Consider the following 18,211-nt stretch of genomic DNA (forward strand, 5'->3'; position numbering starts at 1 on the left):
CCGATCGCCCCGAAAAGACAGAGAGGAAACGCGATGCTCAATCCCACCGATTTTCCCGAGCCCACTCTTGTTCCGGTCAACGGTGTGGAACTCGAAGTCTTCGAAGCGGGCCGGGAAAACGCGGGAAAACCCATCGTGCTCTGCCACGGCTGGCCGGAGCACGCCTTCTCCTGGCGCCACCAGATGCCCGCCCTCGCCGCGGCCGGCTACCACGTCATCGCACCGAACCAGCGGGGTTACGGCAACTCGTCCCGCCCGGCCGAAGTGACGGACTATGACATCGAACACCTGTCAGGTGACCTCGTCGCGCTCCTCGACCACTATGGATACGAAGACGCCACCTTCGTCGGCCATGACTGGGGTGCGTTCGTCGTCTGGGGACTGACCTTGCTGCACCCCGGCCGGGTGAACAAGGTGATCAACCTGAGCCTGCCCTACCAGGCGCGCGGAGAGAAGCCGTGGGTCGAGTTCATGGAAGAGATGTTCGGCGGCGACTTCTACTTCGTCCACTTCAATCGGCAGCCGGGCGTCGCGGACGCCGTGTTCGACGACCACACCTTCCAGTTTCTCCGCAACCTGTACCGGAAGAACGAGCCCCCGGGAAAGCCTCGGCCGGGCATGGCGCTGATCGATCTCGCCAGAGCGGAAACACCACTCGGTGAGCCCGTCATGAGCGACGGCGAACTGGCCGTCCTCGTCTCCGCCTTCGAATCATCGGGATTCACGGGCGGCATCAACTGGTACCGGAACCTCGACCGCAACTGGCACCTGCTGGCGGACGTGGACCCGATCATCCGGCAGCCCGCCCTCATGATCTATGGCGACAGGGATGTGATCGCACGGGGTGAGAACCTGGCGGAGTTCGTCCCCGGCGTGGAGGTGATCAGCTTTGACTGCGGTCACTGGATCCAGCAGGAGAAGCCGGAGGAGACGAACCGGGCGATGGTGAAGTGGCTGGAACAGCAGGATGCCGCCTGAGCGCGATACGACCGGCCGGCATCCGGGAAGTGGCCGTTCCGCTCGGCGCCGGCCGGCCACGATCAGCCCCCGTCGCCCCGAAGCAGTTCGGCGAGCACGGCCGCTTCGCTGATCTCCGCCTGCTTGGTGGCGGTGAGCAGGGTCAGCGCGCCGCCCTCCGCGAGCTCGCGCAGGTGCGCCAGGGCGGCCGCCCGTTCCGGCTCGGTGAGCTCCTCGCGGTAGCGGCGGCCGAACTCGGCGAACAGGTCGGGGTCGTGGTGGTACCAGGTACGCAGCTCCGTCGAGGGGGCGATCTCCTTGCACCACTCGTCGAGGTGCGCCCTCTCCTTGGTCATCCCGCGCGGCCAGATCCGGTCCACCAGCACCCTGGTGCCGTCGTCGCCGGCCGGCTCCTCGTAGACCCGGCGCACCTGCACCCTGTCGTCACCCGCCATGATGTGCCCCTTCCCGCCGGGGCGTGCCCGCCGCTGTCCCTCTCATGGCATCGACGCTACGCCGGTGGACGTCAAGCCGGGTTCAGGGACTCCTCCACGGCGGTGCAGCCCCTGACAAGCGGGTCACCGTACCCGTACTCACTCGGAACGGACCTCCCGTGGCGATCGGGTGACGCTGTCGGCGAACCAGCGGGTGAGGGTCGTGGGGTGCGTGATGGCGGTGCCGACGACGACGGCGTGGGCGCCCGCCTCGATGGCCGCACCGGCCTGCTCCGGCGTGTGGATGCGGCCCTCGGCGATCACCGGGACGGGCAGGTCGCGGCTGAGCGCGGCGACCAGGTCGAGGTCCGGGCTCGGTCCCGGCCGTGAGTACGGGGTGTGCCCGGACAGGGTCGTCCCGACGACGTCCGCGCCCGCCTCGGCGGCGGCCACGCCCTCCTCGTAGGTGGAGACGTCCGCCATGACGAGCCTGCCCGTGCGGTCGTGCACGGCGGCGACGATCTCCGCGAACGTACGGCCGTCGGGGCGCGGCCGGAGGGTGCCGTCCACGGCCACGATGTCGGCCCCCGTGCCGGCGACGGCGAGGGCGTGATCGAGGGTCGGCGTGATGAACACCTCGCCGTCGCCGTCCTTCCACAGGCCGATGAGCGGCAGGTCGAGCGCGGCCCTGATGCGGCGCAGATCCTCGATGCCCTGAGCCCGGATCCCGGCGGCCCCGCCTTCTGCCGCGGCCTGGGCGATGCGGCACATGGTGCCGGGGTCGCGCATCGGCTCGCCGGGATAGGCCTGACAGGAGACCACGAGCCGGCCACGGATCGCCTCCAGCACCGCCGGATGACCGGGGGTCGTGGACGTCATGGGGCCTTGCTGGTGGGACGTCATGGGTTCTTCCTGGTGAATGGTGGTTCTTCCGCCGCCGCGTCCGTCACTGAGCGGGGCAAGGTGTCCGCCGCTGTCTGGGGCAAGGTGCCTGCCGAGGTGTCCCCCGTTCCTGTCGCTGTGACCATCGCCGTCTGGCTCATGGTGCCTGCCGGTGTGTCCGGCGTTCTTGTCGCTGTGGCCGTCGTCATAGCCGTCGGTGTGGTGGTCAGGGGCAGGCGGGCGGCGCCGAGGAGGGCGGCGGTCGAGGAAAGGGCGGCGGGCACGATCGGGACGTCGCGCAGGGCGGGCAGCGTCTCGGCGGCGATGGCCGCGCGTACCGGCTGCCACCAGGGGTCGCCGCAGCCGGTGACGCCTCCTCCGATCACCACGATCTCCGGGTCGATGACGTTCATCAGCCCGCCGATCGCCTGGCCGAGCGCGGTCCCGCCGGTGATCAGGACGTCCGTGGCCAGCGGGTCGCCGGCGGCGGCGAGCCGGGCGACCCCGGCGAGGTCGGCGGCGCGCGTCCCGCCCCTGCGCAGGTACTCGGCGAGGAGCGCGGGGCCGGACGCGACCGCCTCCACGTGTCCCGTTCCGCCGCAAGGGCAGGGCGCGCCGGCCGCCGCCGGTACGGGTACGTGGCCCGCGTGCCCGGCCACGGCGTGCGGCCCGTGCCGTACCCGGCCGCCGAGCACGATGGAGGCGCCGACGCCGGTGCCGACGGCGATCAGCAGCACGTCCGCGCATCCCGCCGCGGCGCCGCGCCAGTGCTCGCCGAGGGCGTGCGCGTGCACGTCGTTGGCGGTCGCGACAGGCAGGCCGCCGAGTCTGCGGGACAGGCCGCCGCGCAGGTCGGTGCCCGCCCAGCCGGTCAGGGAGGTGGTGGCGGAGACCACCACCCCGCGTTCCGGATCGATGACACCCGCGCTGCCGACGCCGACCGCGGTGACGCTCCCCCACCGGTCACCGGCGACGGAACGGACGAGCTCGGCGGCGGTGTCGAGGATGGCCTCGCACCCCTCGGCGGCGGGGGTCGGCCGGGTCGCGCTGGCCAGCAGGGCACCGGACGGGTCGACCAGCCCCGCAGCGGTCTTCGTCCCACCGATGTCCACCCCGACGACCAGCCCGGCGGAGGTCTTCGTTTCGCCGAAGTCGGTTCCGGCGACCCGATCGGGGGCGGTTTTCGCCTCGCCGACCCGTCTGGCAGTGGCCTCCGTTCCGCCGAAGCCGGCTCCGGCGACCGGGCCGGGCACGCTGCTCATCCCTGTGGCCCTCACTGCGGCGTCCTTCCTCCGTTCTTTGCGGAGCTCTCTTCCGGGGTCACAGTAGACGGGCCGCTTCCGGGCACTGGGCCGGGGGACGGAGTCATGGGGGTGAGGCCGAGGGTGGCGAGGGCGGAGGCGCCGCGTTCGGCGTGGTCGCCGCCTGCGAGCACCAAGGTCCGGGCGGACTGGTAGGGGCAGCCGGCGGCGGCGAACGCGTCCGCCGTGGCGATCAGCGTCTCCTCGTCGCCATCGAGCAGGGCTTCGGCTCGGCGCACGATGGCGGCGGCGACCGGGTTGCCCTCGACCAGGTCTCCGGCCTCGGTCAGCCGGGCGCGGGCGTCGAGACTTCCGGCTAGTACGGCGGCCTCGGCCCGGAGTGCGACGTACCAGTGGAGCCAGATCCAGGTGACCCACTTCCACACCTGGCGGGGCTCCGGGGCCATCCGCTCCAGTGCCTCTGCCGCCTGCCCGTGGTGCAGCAGGAGGATCGCGTCGAAGACCGCCCCGTAGCCGTAGGTGTGCTCCGGCGGGGTGCCGAGTTGCCGCACCACCTCCTGCCATTCGTGCCGGGCGTCGTGATCGCCGCGGAGGCCGTGGATCATCGCCACGCCGGCCGCCGCCGGAGACAGGATCTGCCGGGAGGGGCTGCCGGCCCGCCGCCATGAGTCGAGGAACCGTACGCTGCCGGTGAGCACCTCACCCACGTCGCCCGCCAGCGCGTCGACCATCAGCAGCCGGCACGTGGCACGATGACCCGCCTCGGCCAGCGACGGATGGTCGGCCAGCCGACGCGCCCACTGACGGGCGCCGAGCACGTCCCCCGCACCGAGGCCGGCCTCGACGGCGATGCCGAGCGCGTCGATCATCTCGTGCGTAGCGGCCGGCGAGAGCATCTCGTGCGTGCCCGTCTGCGACGTCGGCTCACGGGTACCGGTCAGCCACATCGTCTCGTAGGTGCCGGTCGACAGGGACGACAGGAGCGCGATCCGGTGCCGGGCCGTGGCCGCTGTGGCGAACGTGTCGCCGGCCCAGCTCAGCGCTCCGGTGAGCGCGTCGAGTGCGGCCGAGACGGCGAGCGGGTCGCCGGTCTCGCGGGCCAGCTCGACCGCCCGCTCGGCGCGCGCGTTCGTCTCCGGTACGGCGTTGCCCGGCGGCCCCTGGGCGGCCCCGAACGTATCGGTGATCACCGCCGCCTCAGCCAGCGCCACAGCAGCCCGTACGGCCGGATCCGCTCCGACCAGACCTTCATCGGCCGAATCCACCCCAGCCGAACCCTGCCCGACCGGACCCGCGCCAGCCGGGCCCTCGCCGACCAGGCCCGCGCCAGCCGCGTGTGCGCCAGCGGGACCCGCTCCAGCCGGGCCCTGGCCGGTCAGACGGTCACCGGGCGGATGGCCGGTGGCTGCCTTGCGTGCCCCGGCGATCAGGGTGAGTGCTTCGTCCCGGGTCGGGAGTCGTGTGAACGTGCTGGAGAAGCGGAATGCGATGGTGGCGGCGGTGGCCAGGTCGACGGCGGTGCCGGCCGTGTCCCCGGCCTCGCGGGCGGCTTCCGCGGCTGCGCGGCGCAGGCGGTACATGTCGTCGCCCGCCGTGCGGCAGCCGGCCACGGCTGCGGCCTGCCGGAGCATCGCGGCGGTGACGGCGGGGTCGGTCGCGAGTCCGGCCGCCTGCTCGTAGCGCCGCTGGGACTCGCCGGTCAGGTTGCGGGTGAAGGTCAGCTCCGCCAGCATTCGGGCCAGGTCGCAGGCGTCGGCGCGCTGTTCCGGCTGCTCGGCCGCCCATGCCAGGGCCGCGCGGAGGTCGTCGGCCACCAGGTCGAATCTGGCCCGCCAGTCCTGCCGGACCACGGCCAGCCCGGCGGCTTGGGCCAGGCACCAGCGCAGGTGACGGGTCCGGGTGGCAGCCAGTTCGCCGGCCTCGGTGAGGCGCTCCGTCCCGTACTGGCGGATGGTCTCCAGCGCGCGGTACTCCGTGCCGGCGGCGGAGGCCGTCACCGTCAGCAGGCTCTGCTCGGCGAGCCGGGCCAGCCCGTCCGCGACCAGGCCCTCGTCCGAACCGGCCACCTCGGCCGCCGCCGCGACGGTGAACGGCGCCACGAACACCGACACCCGGCGCAGCAGCGCACGGTCGGACGGCTCCAGCAGGGTGTGGCTCCAGTCCAGCGCCGCCCGCATCGAACGGTGGCGCTCGTCGGCCCGCGACCCGCCGGTGAGCATCCTGAGCGGATGGGACAGGGCCGCGGTGATGCCGTCCAGGCCGAGCGTGGGATACCGGGCGGCGGCCAGCTCGATCGCCAGCGCCATCCCGTCCAGCCGCTCGCAGATCACGGAGATCCGCTCCCTGAGCGAGGCCCCCGGGAGGGCGTCTGGTGAGAGGGATGTGGTGCTTCGGGGATCCGGCACGGAATCCTGCGCAGGATGGCTCTCGTGACCGGCCGACAACGGATCGGTTCCGGGTCCGAATCCGGGTCCGGTTACGGGTCCGGTTACGGGTCCTGGCCCGGTTCCGAATCTGGGTCCGGGTCCGGGATCCCGCGTGCGGCCCGGCTCGGCATCGGTGCTGGAATCCGGCGTGCCGCCCGACGCGGGATCGGTCCCAGGGGTCGGCGTACTGCTCTGCGTGGAGGCGGTCCCGGGGGCCGGCGTGCCGCCCGACGCGAAATCGGTCCTGGAGGGCGGTGGGTGGTTGTGGCTGGGGGGGGGGGGGGGGTTCGGGGGGTGGCCGGTCGCGGCGGCGCGTTCCAGGAAGAGGGCGACCGCGTCCGAGCTGCCGTCGGCGCTCAGCGACAGGCGTGGGACCGGGTACACCCGTTCGAACGGCACCATCAGCCGGGCCCGGCTGGTGGCCAGCACCGTGAGGCGGGGGCAGGCCGCGAGGAGGCGTTCAAGGAAGAGGGCCACCCCGTCCACCACCTGCTCGCAGTTGTCCAGGATGAGCAGGGCGTGCCGGTCGGCCAGGGCGGCGAGGACGGACTCGGTCAGGTCGCGGCCGGGCTGTTCGCCGAGGCCGAGTGCGCCGGCGACCGCGGTGGCGATCATGCCGGGGTCGGCGACCGGGACCAGGTCGACGAACCAGACGCCGTCCGCGTAGTCGCCGGCGGCGTCGGCGGCCACCGCCAGTGCGAGCCGGGTCTTGCCCACCCCGCCGGGCCCGACGGCGGTGATCTGGCGGTGCGTTCTGATCAAGTCGGTCAGCTGGGCCCGCTCGGTCACCCGGCCGACGAACGAGGTCAGCGGGGCCGGCAGCACCGGGGCCGGGCGCGAGGGGCCGGATCCCGAGGAGCCGGATCCGGCCGGTTCGGGTGCGCGCTGGGCCAGTGCCCGCCGGTCCGGCGCCTCCAGCTTGCGCAGCAGCGAGGAGACGTGGCTCTCCACGGTACGGACCGAGATGCACAGCTTGGCCGCGATCTCGGCGTTGCTGAGGTGGGCACCGACCAGCTCCAGTACCTCGGCCTCGCGAGGTGATATCTCCACTTCTGCCAGCACCGTCCTAGTTTGCCGCACGTCAGCATGTCCCCTCCGCGTCGCCCCTGTGCCACCCCTTCGCGGCGCCCCGTACGTCTCTTCGGGCGTGTGTCCGTGCGCAGCGATCCGTACGGATCCGTGACGTGCATCCGTACCGGGAATCCGTGGTCGGTTCCGTGGTCACCACGGATGTGGGCGGGGCGGTCCCGGCGAGAGGCTGTGGACACGAAGACAGCGGGCCGCCCACCGGCCCCCGACCACAGGAGCGACCATGACCGCCTCGTCATCCCAGGGCATCAAGACCGTGCTGCACCCCGTGTCCGACCTGTCGAAGGCCAAGGCCGTCTACACGGCCCTGCTCGGCGTCCAGCCGCAGACCGACGCGTCCTACTACGTCGGCTTCGACGTCGCGGGCCAGCACATCGGCCTGGTGCCGGGTGGCGGGCCGCAGGGGATGACGGCGCCGGTGGCGTACTGGCACGTGGAGGACATCGAGGCGAAGCTGGCCGAGCTGACCGCCGCCGGCGCCACCGTGCAGGAGCCCGCGCACGAGGTCGGCGGCGGCCGGGTGACGGCCACCGTGATCGACCCCGACGGCAACGTCCTCGGGCTGCTCCAGGACCAGTGAGCACACTCGACCACCCCACATCACGACAAACCTGGAAGGACCAGTCATGACCACTCTCGCCTCCGTCACCCTGGAGACCCCCGACCCCGCGTCCGCGGACGCCTTCTACGCGGCGTTCGGCCTGAGCTCGTACGTGAGCGTGCGCGCCTCCGACGCGCCGGCGGCCGGTTTCCGCGGGTTCGCGCTGTCCCTCGTGGTGTCCCAGCCCGGCGACGTGGACGCCCTCGTCGGCGTGGCGCTCGACGCCGGCGCCACCACGCTGAAGCCGGCCACGAAGAGCTTCTGGGGGTACGGCGCCGTCGTCCGCGCCCCCGACGGGACGATCTGCAAGATCGCCACCTCGAAGAAGAAGGACTCCGGCCCCGTCACCCGCCGCATCGACCAGGTCGCGCTGCTGCTGGGCGTGGCGGACGTCAAGGCGAGCAAGCGCTTCTACGTCGATCGCGGCCTGGCCGTGGCCAAGAGCTTCGGCGGCAAGTACGTCGAGTTCGACACCCCGTCCTCGGCCGTCACGCTCGCGCTCTACCCGCGCCGCGCGCTCGCCAAGGACACCGGCATGCCTCAGGAGGGCACCGGCTCGCACGGGATCGTGATGGGCGGCGCCGCGGGTCCCTGCACCGACCCGGACGGTTTCGTCTGGGAAGCGGCGTCCGTGCCCGCCTGAGCCGGAGCACGCCCGCGCAAAGAGCGAGCGACCTCCTCTTGAGCCGGAGCACGCCGCGCGAGAAACGGCGCCCTCCGCCTGAGCCGGAGCAAGCCGTGCGTGGAGCGGCGGCGTCCGTCTGAGGCGAGGCCGCAGGGTGGCGAGGTCTTCCGTGCCCGCCAGTGGGTAGGTGACCACGCGTTAGCGCGTTCCCCCCGCCAGGCAGGGCCGGACGCGGTGGCCCCAGGCCACCGTGCCCGCCGATCGGAGGGACCTTCAGATGACATCACCGGCTGACGGGCGGCCCGACGCCGAGCGGCGGATGCTGGGCGGGGCGCCGGGCGAGCCCGCGCTCGGCCGCGGCCCCGCCCCCGGCGACTACTCGCGCCACGACTACCACCATCCGGCCGCGGGATGGGGCGCGTCGCGCAGCGTGGCGCACGTGCTCCGGCGCGCGGGCGAGCCCGTGGAGGGCCTGCGCGCGCTGCTCGTGATGAACCACGAGGACGGCGGGTTCGACTGTCCCGGCTGCGCATGGCCGGACGACCCGAGCGGGCTGCGGCTGGACATCTGCGAGAACGGCATCAAGCACGCGACGTGGGAGCTGGCGCCGGCCAAGGCCGATCGTGACTTCTTCGCCGCCCACACCGTCGCCGAGCTGTCCCAGTGGAGTGACCACGACCTGGAGGCCGTGGGCCGGCTCGCCGAGCCGATGGCGTACGACCCCGGCAGCGACACGTACCGGCCGATCTCCTGGGAGGACGCGTTCGCGCTGGTCGGCGAGACGCTGCGCGGGCTGGACAGCCCGCATCGGGCCGCGTTCTACACCTCGGGGCGGCTCGGGAACGAGGCGACCTTCCTCTACCAGCTCTGGGTCCGTGAGTACGGCACGAACAACATGCCGGACTGCTCCAACATGTGCCACGAGGCCAGCGGCCGGGCGCTGACGGCGGCGATCGGCACCGGCAAGGGCACGGTCGACCTCAACGACTGGGAGCAGGCGGACGCGATCTGGCTGATGGGCGACAACGCCGCCACGAACGCCCCGCGGATGCTGACGTGGCTGGCCGAGGCCGACCGGCGCGGCGCGCAGCTGATCCACGTCAATCCGCTGATCGAGGCGGCGTCACGGCGGACGATCGTGCCGCACGAGTTCATCGACATGGCCACGTTCCGGACGACCAGGACCGGCACGATGAATGTCCAGGTGCGCATCGGCGGCGACCTGGCCCTGATGCGCGGCGTCGCCAAGGCCGTGCTGGAGCGGGCGGAGCAGACGCCCGAGGTCCTCGACCGCGACTTCATCGCCCGCTACACGCACGGCTTCGAGGAGTACCGCGCGGCCGTGGCGGCCACCCCGTGGGCGGACCTGGTCAGCGGGTCCGGCGTGGAGGAGCAGGCGATCCGCCGGCTGGCCGACTCCTACCTGGCGTCGGAACGGGTGATCATCGCCTGGTGCCTGGGCCTGACGCAGCACGAGCACGGCGTCGACACCATCAGGGAGATCGTCAACGTGCTGATGCTGCGGGGCAACCTCGGCCGCGAGGGGGCCGGGCCGTGTCCCGTCCGCGGGCACAGCAACGTGCAGGGCAACCGCACCTGCGGCGTCAACAACCGCCCTGACGCGGCGTTCCTCGACCGGCTGGCGGAGGTCTGCGGGATCGATCCGCCGCGCGAGCCCGGCCTGGGCACCGTGGGGACGATCGAGGCGATGCGCCGGGGCGAGGTGAAGGTGTTCGTCGCGCTGGGCGGCAACTTCGCGCTGGCCACGCCCGACCAGGCGTACACGTTCGAGGCGCTGCGCGCGTGCGAACTGACCGTGCAGGTGAGCACCAAGCTCAACCGCAGTCACCTCGTGCACGGCCGGCGCGCGCTCATCCTGCCCTGCCTGGCCAGGACCGACGAGGACCACCAGGCCGGCGGGGTGCAGGGCGTCACGGTCGAGGACTCCATGTCGATGGTGCACATCTCGTACGGGATGAAGCCTCCGGCCTCGCCGCACCTGCGTTCCGAGTGCGCGATCATCGCGGGCATGGCCGAGGCGACGCTGCCGGGCAGCCGGACGCCGTGGCAGGACTACGTGGACGACTACGACCGGGTCAGGGACACGATGGCCCGGGTGCTGGACGGGTTCGAGGACTTCAACGCCCGCGCCCGCCATCCGCACGGCTTCCGCATCCGCCAGCTCGCCCGCGAGCGGGTCTTCCTGACGGCGTCCGGCCGCGCCGAGTTCGCCTGCCCGCCGCTGCCCGACGACACCGACCCGGGCGAGGGGCGGCTGCTGCTGACCACGGTGCGCTCGCACGACCAGTTCAACACCACCATCTACTCCAACGACGACCGCTACCGCGGCGTCAAGGGGCTGCGCACGATCGTGTTCATGAACGAGGGCGACATGCGCGAGCGCGGGCTCGGGGAGTTCGACCTGGTCGACATCACCAGCATCTCCAGGGACGGATCGCGGCGGACGGTGCACGGCTACCGGGCGGTCCGCTACGAGATTCCGCCGGGGTGCGCCGCCGGCTACATGCCGGAGCTCAACGTCCTGTGCGGGATCGCCGACGTCAGCACGCAGAGCGCCCAGCCCGTCACGAAACACCTCGTCGTGGAGGTGACACCCGCCCGCGAAACGGGCGCGCCCGGCTGACGACGGCGGACCGGCTCAGGATTCCGCCGCCACGAGGGTGAACGTGGCCGCGGCGCAGGCGACCAGCAGGATCACGCCGACGGCGAGGACCCAGCCGGGACCGGCCAGGACGGTCATGGCCACGCCGGCGACCAGCGTGACACCGGCGAACGCCGCGTGCCGGCCACGCGCGATCGAACGTCCGGCGGCGCCTCTGGCAGGCCCGGCGGAGGGCCCCGCGGCGGCTTCGGCGGCGGCGGGGGCGGCGCCGTGGTCGAGGTCGCCGCGCAGGAAGAGCCGGAACAGCAGGAACAGCGCGGGGAACAGCACGACCACCCCGATCACGGCCGTGACGATGACGGCCGTCAGGGTCGAGCGCCCGGCCGCGGCCTGGTCGAGGGTGAGCCCGCGCAGCACGTACGGCCGCTGCGCCAGGGCCCAGCCGGCGACCATGGCCGCGACGGCGAGCGCCGCCGAGGCGCGGGCGGGACCGAAGCGGTGCCGCCAGACCAGCAGCAGGGTGGCCAGGCCGGCGAGCCCGGAGACGGCCACCATCACCGCGCCTCCGTCACTGGTCAGCCCGGCGGACAGCGCGGGCGCGTCGTACCGGACGAGGATGAGCCCGGCCAGCGCGAGCGCGCCCGCGCAGCCGCCCGCGACGAGCGCACGGGTGCGGAAGGCAGACTCCAGCGAGCGGGATCCCACCCGGTGGGCGTCGGCGGCCAGGTAGACGGCCGACAGGTAGGCGCCGGTGGCGACGGCGAGCGCGCCGATGAACACCGAGGTGGGGTTCAGCCAGCTCGTGACGAGGTCCCCCGCGGCGTTGCCCACCGGGACGCGCCCCGAGGCGATGCCGCCCACGACCGTGCCCAGCGCGAACGGCGTCAGGATCGAGGAGAGCGCGAACAGGTACTCGACCGGCCGCTCGCCGGGAGCGCCGTCGAGCTGGCCGCGCAGCGCGTACGAGGCGCCGCGCAGGATGATCCCGACGGCCGCGAGGAACAGCGGCACCGCCAGCGTGGACATGATCGAGCCGAACGCGACCGGGTACGCCGTCCAGCACACGACCAGCACGAAGATCAGCCAGACGTGGTTGGCCTCCCAGACGGGGCCCATCGCGTGCCGGGCGTAATGGCGCAGCTCGTCGCGGCTCTCCCGCCCGCCGGCCAGCAGCGTCCACAGGCCCGCGCCGAAGTCCGCGCCGGCCAGCACGGTGTAGGCGGCGAGACCGGCCAGGATGAGCAGCATCGGGATCTCAGTCATGGTGCTCCTCCAGCGGCACGCGGCTGAAGCGGTGCAGCAGCCACCAGACTCCGCCGGCGAGTCCCAGGTAGACGACGATCAGCGTGCCGTAGCCGATGGGGATGCCGGACGCGCCGGTCACCGCCTGGCCGGTCCGCATCACGCCGTACACGATCCAGGGTTGCCGGCCGACCTCCGTGGTGACCCAGCCGGCGAGGAGGGCGACGACCGACAGAGGGCCGGCCGCCACGACCGCGCGGTAGAACCAGCGCGAGCCGGGCAGCCGTTTGTGGCGCAGGCGTACGTAGAGGAAGACCAGGCCGAGCAGGGCCAGCAGGGTGCCGATGCCGACCATGCTCTGGAAGGCCAGCCGGACGACGTTGACCGGCGGGATATCCTGCACCGGCACCGTGTTCAGGCCGGCGACCGTCGCGTCCGGGTCGTGGAAGGCGAGCAGGGACAGCAGCCGCGGGATCTCGATGCCGTAGACGACCTCGGCGCCGTTGTACCAGCCCAGCAGGTGCTCGGACGCGCCTCTGGTGGTCTTCCCGAGCCCTTCGAGCGCGGCCAGCTTCACCGGCTGGTGCCGGGCGATCTCGCGCGCGGCCCAGTCGCCGATCACGATCTGCAGCGGCGCGGCGACCGCCGCGGCCGACAGCCCGACCGTCAGGGCCGTGCGGTGGTACCGGCTCCAGCGGCCGCGCAGGAAGCTCCACGCGTACGGGACGGCGATCAGGAAGCCGGCCACGATGTACCCGGCGAAGTACATGTGCACGAACTCGTGCCAGAAGAACTCGTTGGCGAACAGCGCCGACCACGGGCGCGCCTCGACCGCCCGGCCGTCCCGCAGCGCGAAGCCGCCGGGATGGTTCATCCAGCCGTTGACGGAGATCACGAACCACGATCCGGTGATCCCCGCGGCCACCACCGGGATGCCCATGAGGAAGTGTGTGCGCGGCCGCAGCCGGTCCCAGCCGTAGACGTAGATCGCGATGAAGATGGCCTCGATGAAGAACGAGAAGCCCTCCATGGTGAAGCCGAGGCCGAACACGTTGCCGAAGCTCGCCATGAAGCCCGGCCAGAGCAGCCCGAGCTCGAAGCTGAGGATGGTCCCCGTCACGACGCCGATGGCGAACAGCGCCAGCATCACCTTCGCCCAGCGCCGGGCCAGCGTGCGGTAGAGCGCGTCGCCGGTCCGCAGCCAGCGCCACTCGCAGAACAGCACCATCGCCGGGAAGGCGATGCCGAAGCACACCAGCGGGATGTGCACGATGAACGACAGCGCCTGCATCTGCCGCGCCTCGAACAGGTATTCCTGGTCCGCTGCCGCGAACGCGCCCGCGACGGCCGTGATCATCCGCACTCCCCTCGCTGTGTGCCTGGCCGGCACGCGGGGGAGGTCGGAGCTGCGTACGGCCCTGTTTCCGCAGGTTACGCCGCAGGTGGGGGTGAGAGGGCGTTCTCGCGTGGTGTGTCGCGGTTCCGCTCAGCCGGACTGTGGGGCTTCGAGCGGGACACGGCCGACGCCGCCCAGGATGCCGCCCTTGTCCAGGCCGGGGGCGACGATCGGGTCGTCGTTGCGCCAGTCCTGGACCGGCACGAGACCGGGTTCGAGCAGCTCCAGGCCGTCGAAGTAGGCGCGCACCGTGTCGCGGTCGCGCCAGTGCAGCACGCCGGCGGTGGTGCGCCGGTAGACCTCCTCTGTGCCGGCCTTGCGCTCGCCGGAGCTCTGCCCCTCTTCCACGTACGCGTGCGAGATGATCAGGTGGCTGCCCGGCACCAGCGGCTCGCGCAGGGTCCGAACGATGCCGGCCACCTCGTCGTCGTCGGCCAGGTAGTGGAACAGCGCGACGGCCAGGACCGCCACCGGCTCGCCGAAGTCGAGGTGGCGGGCGGCGGCGTCGAGCAGGCCCTTGGGGTCGTGCGCGTCGCCCTCGACGATCACCGTGTGCGGGTCGCCGGTCAGCAGCGCGCGGGCGTGGACCAGCACGACCGGGTCGTTGTCGGAGTAGACGACCCTGGCGTCGGGGACGATCCGGTGGGCGACCTGGTGCACGTTGTCCTGGGTGGGCAGGCCGGTGCCGATGTCGAGGAACTGCCGCACGCCGGCCCTGGCGGCCGCCTCCACCGCGCGGACCAGGAAGCCCCGGTTCGCCCGCGCCATCTCCCGTACGTCGGCGCCGCCCTTGCCGCTCAGCTGGACGATGCGCTCGGCGGCCTCGCGGTCGGCGGGGAAGTTGTCCTTACCACCCAGGAAATAGTCGTACATCCGGGCGACGGTGGGGACGTTCGGGTCGATCTTCCCCGCGGGTCGCTCACTCTCGGTCACGCGTCACCCTTCTCTGCCTTATGACCGCATCTTAGGGGGAATCGGCGTTCTGTGATCGGATCTTTCGCGGTCTTCCTCCCGGTTATCCCACCGGGCTCAGGCGTCTCAGGACCGCCCCGAGGACGGCACCCACAACGGGGCCCAAGACGGGCCGGACGCGACGGGTCGCTTCTGCTGAAGGCAGCGTCACACCTGTGATAGAGTTCTACACGTTGCAGTTATGGCACCCATAGTGACTTTGCGCGCCTGACAGACATGATCTGCAGGCGCGTTTTTCGTTTACCGGTCTTCTCCGGATGGGCTCATCGCGGCGACACGAGATCCGCGCGGTGCGGATTCTCTCGTTCCTGCAATTTCTGAAGGAGATCGACATGGCTACTGGCACCGTGAAGTGGTTCAACTCTGAAAAGGGCTTCGGCTTCATCGCGCAGGACGGCGGCGGCGCCGACGTCTTCGCGCACTACTCCAACATCGTCTCCAACGGTGGCTACCGCGAGCTGACCGAGGGTCAGAAGGTGTCGTTCGACGTCGTGCAGGGCCAGAAGGGCCCGCAGGCGGAGAACATCGTAGCCGCCTGATCAGGCGAGCAGCATGAGGCCGGGCCCGCACCCCTCGGGGGGCGGGCCCGTTCTCGTTCCGTCTCCGGAACCCCGGAAGAGCGTTTCCCGAATCCGGCGAGCCGTTCCCGGCACCCGGCGGGTAACCGGAAGGCCGGCTTACCGGCACTTCCCCGCCATCTCCAACAGGCCAGGGTATGAATTCCACCAGTATCTGGTGGTTTCGGTCGCTTTATCTCCCGGTAAGGACCATAATCAAGCCAATGAGGCCCTATCAAGCCGCCACCCGGCGCCAGCTGCCTACCAGCCCCTTCAAAGTCCCCGACGTACCCCCGCCCGCGATTGAGCAATTCGTCACGGGAGACCGGGTGAGCCACGACAAATACGGCCTCGGCCGCGTGATCGCGGTGCACCAGGACGTCGCCGTGATCGTCGACTTCGGCTCGGAGACCTACCGGCTGACCGCGCCGTACGCCAAGCTCGAGAAGCTGTAGTCACCGCGCGCGACCACCGGACGCCGCCACCGGACGCCGCCACCGGGCGTCGCCGGCACCGCGCGCGACCGCCGAGCGCCGGCACCACGCGCGATCCGCAGGCGCGTGGTCACCGCGGGCGCCGCGGCGCCGCGCTCCGAGCGCGCGGGAAGGCGGGCACGGGCCGCCGCCCGCACCCGCCCCTTGTCATCGTCCTAGCCGCAGTGCTCGGACGGACTGTCGTAGACGTTCGTCCCGGCCTTGCCGCCCCACTTGACGCACTGACCGGCCGCCGAGGCACGCACCGGGCCGGCGTAGTAGGCGAAGTTGCCGCTGTCGGTGACCCGCGCCTTGCCCTTGACCTCCAGGTACGCGCTGGTCGCGCTGGCCGTGCCGATCGAGGTCTTCTTGATCGTGGCCACGCAGTTGTAACCGTTGCCCGAGTTGTAGAGCAGGTAGACCGTGCCGGCCGAGCCCAGCGCGGCCGAGTCGATCACCTTGTAGCCGCTGCCGCACACCGATTCCGGCGTGTGCGGGTTGGTGGGGCCGCCGCCGCCACCGGTGACGTACTGCATGTAGGTGTTCCAGTTCCAGTTGCCGCCCGGGTCCGTGTGGTCGGCCCCCGGGACCTGGCTGTGGCCGACGATGTGCGTGCGGTCCTTGGGGATGCCGTACCGGTCGGCGATGTTGCGGGTCAGCGCGGCCGAGGAGCGGTACATCGCGTCGGTGAACCAGGACGCGTCGTTGACGAAGCCCTCGTGCTCGATGCCGACCGAGCGCCGGTTGTAGTCGCCGGCGTGGAAGGCCCGGTCCTTCTCCCGCACCATCTGGGTGACGGCGCCGTCCGACGAGCGCACCACGTAGTGGGAGCTGACCTTCGCGGACGGGTTCTGGAACCAGGAGATCGTCCCGGCGTAGGAGCCCTGCGCCACGTGGATGACGATCCGGTCGATCTTGTCGCTGGACGGGCGGCTGGACACCGCGTAGTTGGCGCTGTTGGCCGCCACCCACGTGGCCTGCGGGTAGTCGACCGCGGCGGCGAGGGTGCCGGGGCCGTCCAGGTCCTTGGCCTTGGCGTACGGGCCGCGGTCGGGCTCGACGGCGCGCGGCTTGACCGTGACGCTCTCGCCGCCGGTCGTGGTGCCGCGCACGCCCTGGGCCAGCAGGTCGTAGACGGTGTCGGCGTACAGGCGGGCCACGTCGGGGGAGGTGGCGCCGCCGTAGCGGGCGACGGGCTCGTACCAGCGGGCGGCGTCCTTGCGGGCGGCGGCGTCCAGCCCGGCCTCGTCGGCGTAGGCGCGCAGCACGGCGGCGCCGCCGGCGATGTTGGCGGCGTCGTCGCTCTTGAGCGCGGACACGGGCCGCCCGGTCAGCTTGGCCGCGCGCTCCAGCGTGCGGGAGGTGACCAGGTGCATCACGCCGTAGCCGCCGCTGGCGCTGGGCTCGCCGGCGTGGCCGTCCAGATGGGTCTCGGCGTAGGCGAGGGAGACCAGCAGGTCACGCGGCACCTCGTAGGTGGCCGCCGCCTCGGCGAACGCCCCCGACACGGGGTCGGCGGCGGCCGTGGCCGCGGCGGGATGGCCGATCAGCAGCGAGGCGGGGATCAGCGCGCCGGTCAGCAGCACGGCTGAGCGGCGCAGTCGGGCTCGCACAGTGTTCTCCTCAGGAAGGGGGGTGTCGTAAGGGAACGCGGGGCGCCCGGCACGGCACGATGCGCGCGGGCGCCGTGTGGTGTCAGCCGCAGTGCTCGAAGTCGCTGTTGTACGTGCTCGACCCGGCCTTGCCGCCCCACTTGACGCACTGACCGGCCGCGGAGGCACGCACCGGGCCGGCGTAGTAGCCGAAGTTGCCGCTGTCGGTGATCCGCGACTTGCCCTTGACCTCCAGGTACGCGCTGGTCGCGGTGTTCTTGCCGAGCGAGGTCTTCTTGATCGTGGCCACGCAGTTGTAGCCGTTGCCCGAGTTGTAGAGCAGGTAGGCGGTGCCGGCCGAGCCCAGGGCGGCGGAGTCGATCACCTTGTAGCCGCTGCCGCACACGGACGTCGCGGTGTGCGGGTTGGTGCTGCCGCCGCCGCAGCTGTTCTTCGAGGTCAGGGTCTGGTTCGGGTAGCCGAACGTGGCGCCGTTGAAGACGGCCTTGCGCACGTTGGCCGGGTAGCTGGCGCCGTTGCGGACCTCGTAGTGCAGGTGCGGGCTGATGTTGTTGCCCGGCTTGCTGGTGTTGCCGACCGTGCCGATCTTCTGGCCCTGGCGGACCTGGGTGCCGGCGCTGACGGAGCGCGCGTTCAGGTGCGCGTAGTACGACGTCCAGCCGCCACCGTGGTCGATCTTGACCAGGTTGCCGTAGCCGTTCGTGGAGCCCTGGTGGGCGGAGATGACCACGGTGCCGGCCGCGGCGGCCACGACGGTGTCGCCGAGGTCGGCGGAGGCGGTGCTGCCGCGGTTGAAGTCGATCTCGTACGAGCGGTGCGCGCTGCTGCCGCTGGAGTTGCCGGTCCAGCTCTGGCCGCAGGGGAAGGGCAGCTGGAAGCTGGGCGCGGCCAGGGTGGAGACCTCGGGAACGTCGACCTGGTCCGGCGGGTTGTTCTGGTCCTGCCCAGGGCCCGTGGTCGGCGTGCCGCTCGGAGCCGCGCTCGGTGTGGGAGCGGGCGTGGGGGCGGCGGAGGCCGTCTGCCCGGCCACGAGCCCGCACGTAAGGACGAACCCCACCG

General features: G+C 72.0%; 15 protein-coding genes. 6 read left to right on the forward strand and 9 right to left on the reverse strand.

Annotated elements, in window-relative coordinates; all coding sequences use genetic code 11:
- Positions 1 to 33 precede the first annotated feature (33 nt).
- Positions 34 to 978 (forward strand): alpha/beta fold hydrolase, encoded by a 945-nt coding sequence (locus B0I32_RS30360; protein WP_106245599.1) that lies wholly within the window; start codon positions 34 to 36, stop codon positions 976 to 978.
- Between the two features lie 62 nt (positions 979 to 1,040).
- On the opposite strand, the gene B0I32_RS30365 is transcribed toward B0I32_RS30360, so the two are convergent.
- The 4 genes from B0I32_RS30365 to B0I32_RS60150 form a co-directional block, all read right to left on the reverse strand.
- On the reverse strand, positions 1,041 to 1,412 hold the full coding sequence (locus B0I32_RS30365; RefSeq protein WP_106245600.1) for a DUF488 domain-containing protein: 372 nt from the start codon (positions 1,410 to 1,412) through the stop codon (positions 1,041 to 1,043).
- A gap of 138 nt (positions 1,413 to 1,550) precedes the next feature.
- Entirely contained in the window at positions 1,551 to 2,270 is a 720-nt protein-coding gene (locus tag B0I32_RS30370; RefSeq protein ID WP_181307935.1) for an N-acetylmannosamine-6-phosphate 2-epimerase, read from the reverse strand.
- Positions 2,271 to 2,290: 20 nt separating this feature from the next.
- On the reverse strand, positions 2,291 to 3,550 hold the full coding sequence (locus B0I32_RS30375; RefSeq protein ID WP_245956119.1) for an ROK family protein: 1,260 nt from the start codon (positions 3,548 to 3,550) through the stop codon (positions 2,291 to 2,293).
- On the reverse strand, positions 3,547 to 7,023 hold the full coding sequence (locus tag B0I32_RS60150; RefSeq protein ID WP_245956120.1) for a LuxR C-terminal-related transcriptional regulator: 3,477 nt from the start codon (positions 7,021 to 7,023) through the stop codon (positions 3,547 to 3,549). Before B0I32_RS60150 ends, B0I32_RS30375 begins: the two co-directional genes overlap by 4 nt.
- A 250-nt stretch (positions 7,024 to 7,273) precedes the next feature.
- On the opposite strand from B0I32_RS60150, the gene B0I32_RS30390 reads away from it, so the two are divergent.
- The 3 genes from B0I32_RS30390 (at position 7,274) to B0I32_RS30400 (ending at position 10,920) form a co-directional block, all read left to right on the forward strand.
- Positions 7,274 to 7,630, forward strand: coding sequence for a VOC family protein (locus tag B0I32_RS30390; RefSeq protein ID WP_106245606.1), 357 nt, complete (start codon positions 7,274 to 7,276; stop codon positions 7,628 to 7,630).
- A 46-nt stretch (positions 7,631 to 7,676) separates the two neighbouring features.
- Positions 7,677 to 8,294 carry a VOC family protein gene (locus B0I32_RS30395; protein WP_106245608.1) on the forward strand — a complete coding sequence of 206 codons (618 nt, stop codon included), beginning with the start codon at positions 7,677 to 7,679 and terminating at the stop codon, positions 8,292 to 8,294.
- A gap of 259 nt (positions 8,295 to 8,553) precedes the next feature.
- Positions 8,554 to 10,920 carry an FdhF/YdeP family oxidoreductase gene (locus tag B0I32_RS30400; RefSeq protein WP_219912075.1) on the forward strand — a complete coding sequence of 789 codons (2,367 nt, stop codon included), beginning with the start codon at positions 8,554 to 8,556 and terminating at the stop codon, positions 10,918 to 10,920.
- Positions 10,921 to 10,935: 15 nt separating this feature from the next.
- Here B0I32_RS30400 and B0I32_RS30405 read toward each other — a convergent pair whose 3' ends face one another.
- The 3 genes from B0I32_RS30405 to B0I32_RS30415 all read right to left on the reverse strand — a co-directional run bounded on the left by B0I32_RS30405 (position 10,936) and on the right by B0I32_RS30415 (position 14,470).
- Positions 10,936 to 12,162: a cytochrome d ubiquinol oxidase subunit II gene (locus B0I32_RS30405; protein ID WP_106245611.1), complete on the reverse strand. Its 1,227-nt coding sequence runs from the start codon at positions 12,160 to 12,162 to the stop codon at positions 10,936 to 10,938.
- The gene (locus B0I32_RS30410; RefSeq protein ID WP_106245613.1) at positions 12,155 to 13,498 is read right to left on the reverse strand and encodes a cytochrome ubiquinol oxidase subunit I; all 1,344 of its coding nucleotides are present in this window, start codon (positions 13,496 to 13,498) and stop codon (positions 12,155 to 12,157) included. Before B0I32_RS30410 ends, B0I32_RS30405 begins: the two co-directional genes overlap by 8 nt.
- A 129-nt stretch (positions 13,499 to 13,627) precedes the next feature.
- Positions 13,628 to 14,470, reverse strand: coding sequence for an SAM-dependent methyltransferase (locus B0I32_RS30415; protein WP_245956121.1), 843 nt, complete (start codon positions 14,468 to 14,470; stop codon positions 13,628 to 13,630).
- A 371-nt stretch (positions 14,471 to 14,841) separates the two neighbouring features.
- Between B0I32_RS30415 and B0I32_RS30420 the strand changes: the two genes are divergently transcribed.
- A complete protein-coding gene (locus B0I32_RS30420) occupies positions 14,842 to 15,048 on the forward strand; it encodes a cold-shock protein (protein WP_106245888.1) in 207 nt (68 codons plus the stop codon).
- A gap of 347 nt (positions 15,049 to 15,395) precedes the next feature.
- Positions 15,396 to 15,521: a hypothetical protein gene (locus tag B0I32_RS61060; protein WP_281262627.1), complete on the forward strand. Its 126-nt coding sequence runs from the start codon at positions 15,396 to 15,398 to the stop codon at positions 15,519 to 15,521.
- A 194-nt stretch (positions 15,522 to 15,715) separates the two neighbouring features.
- Here B0I32_RS61060 and B0I32_RS30430 read toward each other — a convergent pair whose 3' ends face one another.
- A complete protein-coding gene (locus B0I32_RS30430) occupies positions 15,716 to 17,152 on the reverse strand; it encodes an N-acetylmuramoyl-L-alanine amidase (RefSeq protein ID WP_106245616.1) in 1,437 nt (478 codons plus the stop codon).
- A gap of 82 nt (positions 17,153 to 17,234) precedes the next feature.
- Entirely contained in the window at positions 17,235 to 18,209 is a 975-nt protein-coding gene (locus tag B0I32_RS30435) for a M23 family metallopeptidase (RefSeq protein WP_106245618.1), read from the reverse strand.
- Between the last annotated feature and the right edge of the window lie 2 nt (positions 18,210 to 18,211).

The organism is Nonomuraea fuscirosea (assembly GCF_003001935.1).
Lineage (GTDB): Bacteria > Actinomycetota > Actinomycetes > Streptosporangiales > Streptosporangiaceae > Nonomuraea > Nonomuraea fuscirosea.

Coding starts and splice junctions, on each gene's coding strand:
- B0I32_RS30405 (WP_106245611.1), bottom strand. CDS start 12,162: ATGACTGAGATCCCGATGCTGCTCATCCTGGCCGGTCTCGCCGCCTAC.
- B0I32_RS30400 (WP_219912075.1), top strand. CDS start 8,554: ATGACATCACCGGCTGACGGGCGGCCCGACGCCGAGCGGCGGATGCTG.
- B0I32_RS30395 (WP_106245608.1), top strand. CDS start 7,677: ATGACCACTCTCGCCTCCGTCACCCTGGAGACCCCCGACCCCGCGTCC.
- B0I32_RS30365 (WP_106245600.1), bottom strand. CDS start 1,412: ATGGCGGGTGACGACAGGGTGCAGGTGCGCCGGGTCTACGAGGAGCCG.
- B0I32_RS30390 (WP_106245606.1), top strand. CDS start 7,274: ATGACCGCCTCGTCATCCCAGGGCATCAAGACCGTGCTGCACCCCGTG.
- B0I32_RS30410 (WP_106245613.1), bottom strand. CDS start 13,498: ATGATCACGGCCGTCGCGGGCGCGTTCGCGGCAGCGGACCAGGAATAC.
- B0I32_RS30360 (WP_106245599.1), top strand. CDS start 34: ATGCTCAATCCCACCGATTTTCCCGAGCCCACTCTTGTTCCGGTCAAC.
- B0I32_RS30420 (WP_106245888.1), top strand. CDS start 14,842: ATGGCTACTGGCACCGTGAAGTGGTTCAACTCTGAAAAGGGCTTCGGC.
- B0I32_RS30370 (WP_181307935.1), bottom strand. CDS start 2,270: ATGACGTCCACGACCCCCGGTCATCCGGCGGTGCTGGAGGCGATCCGT.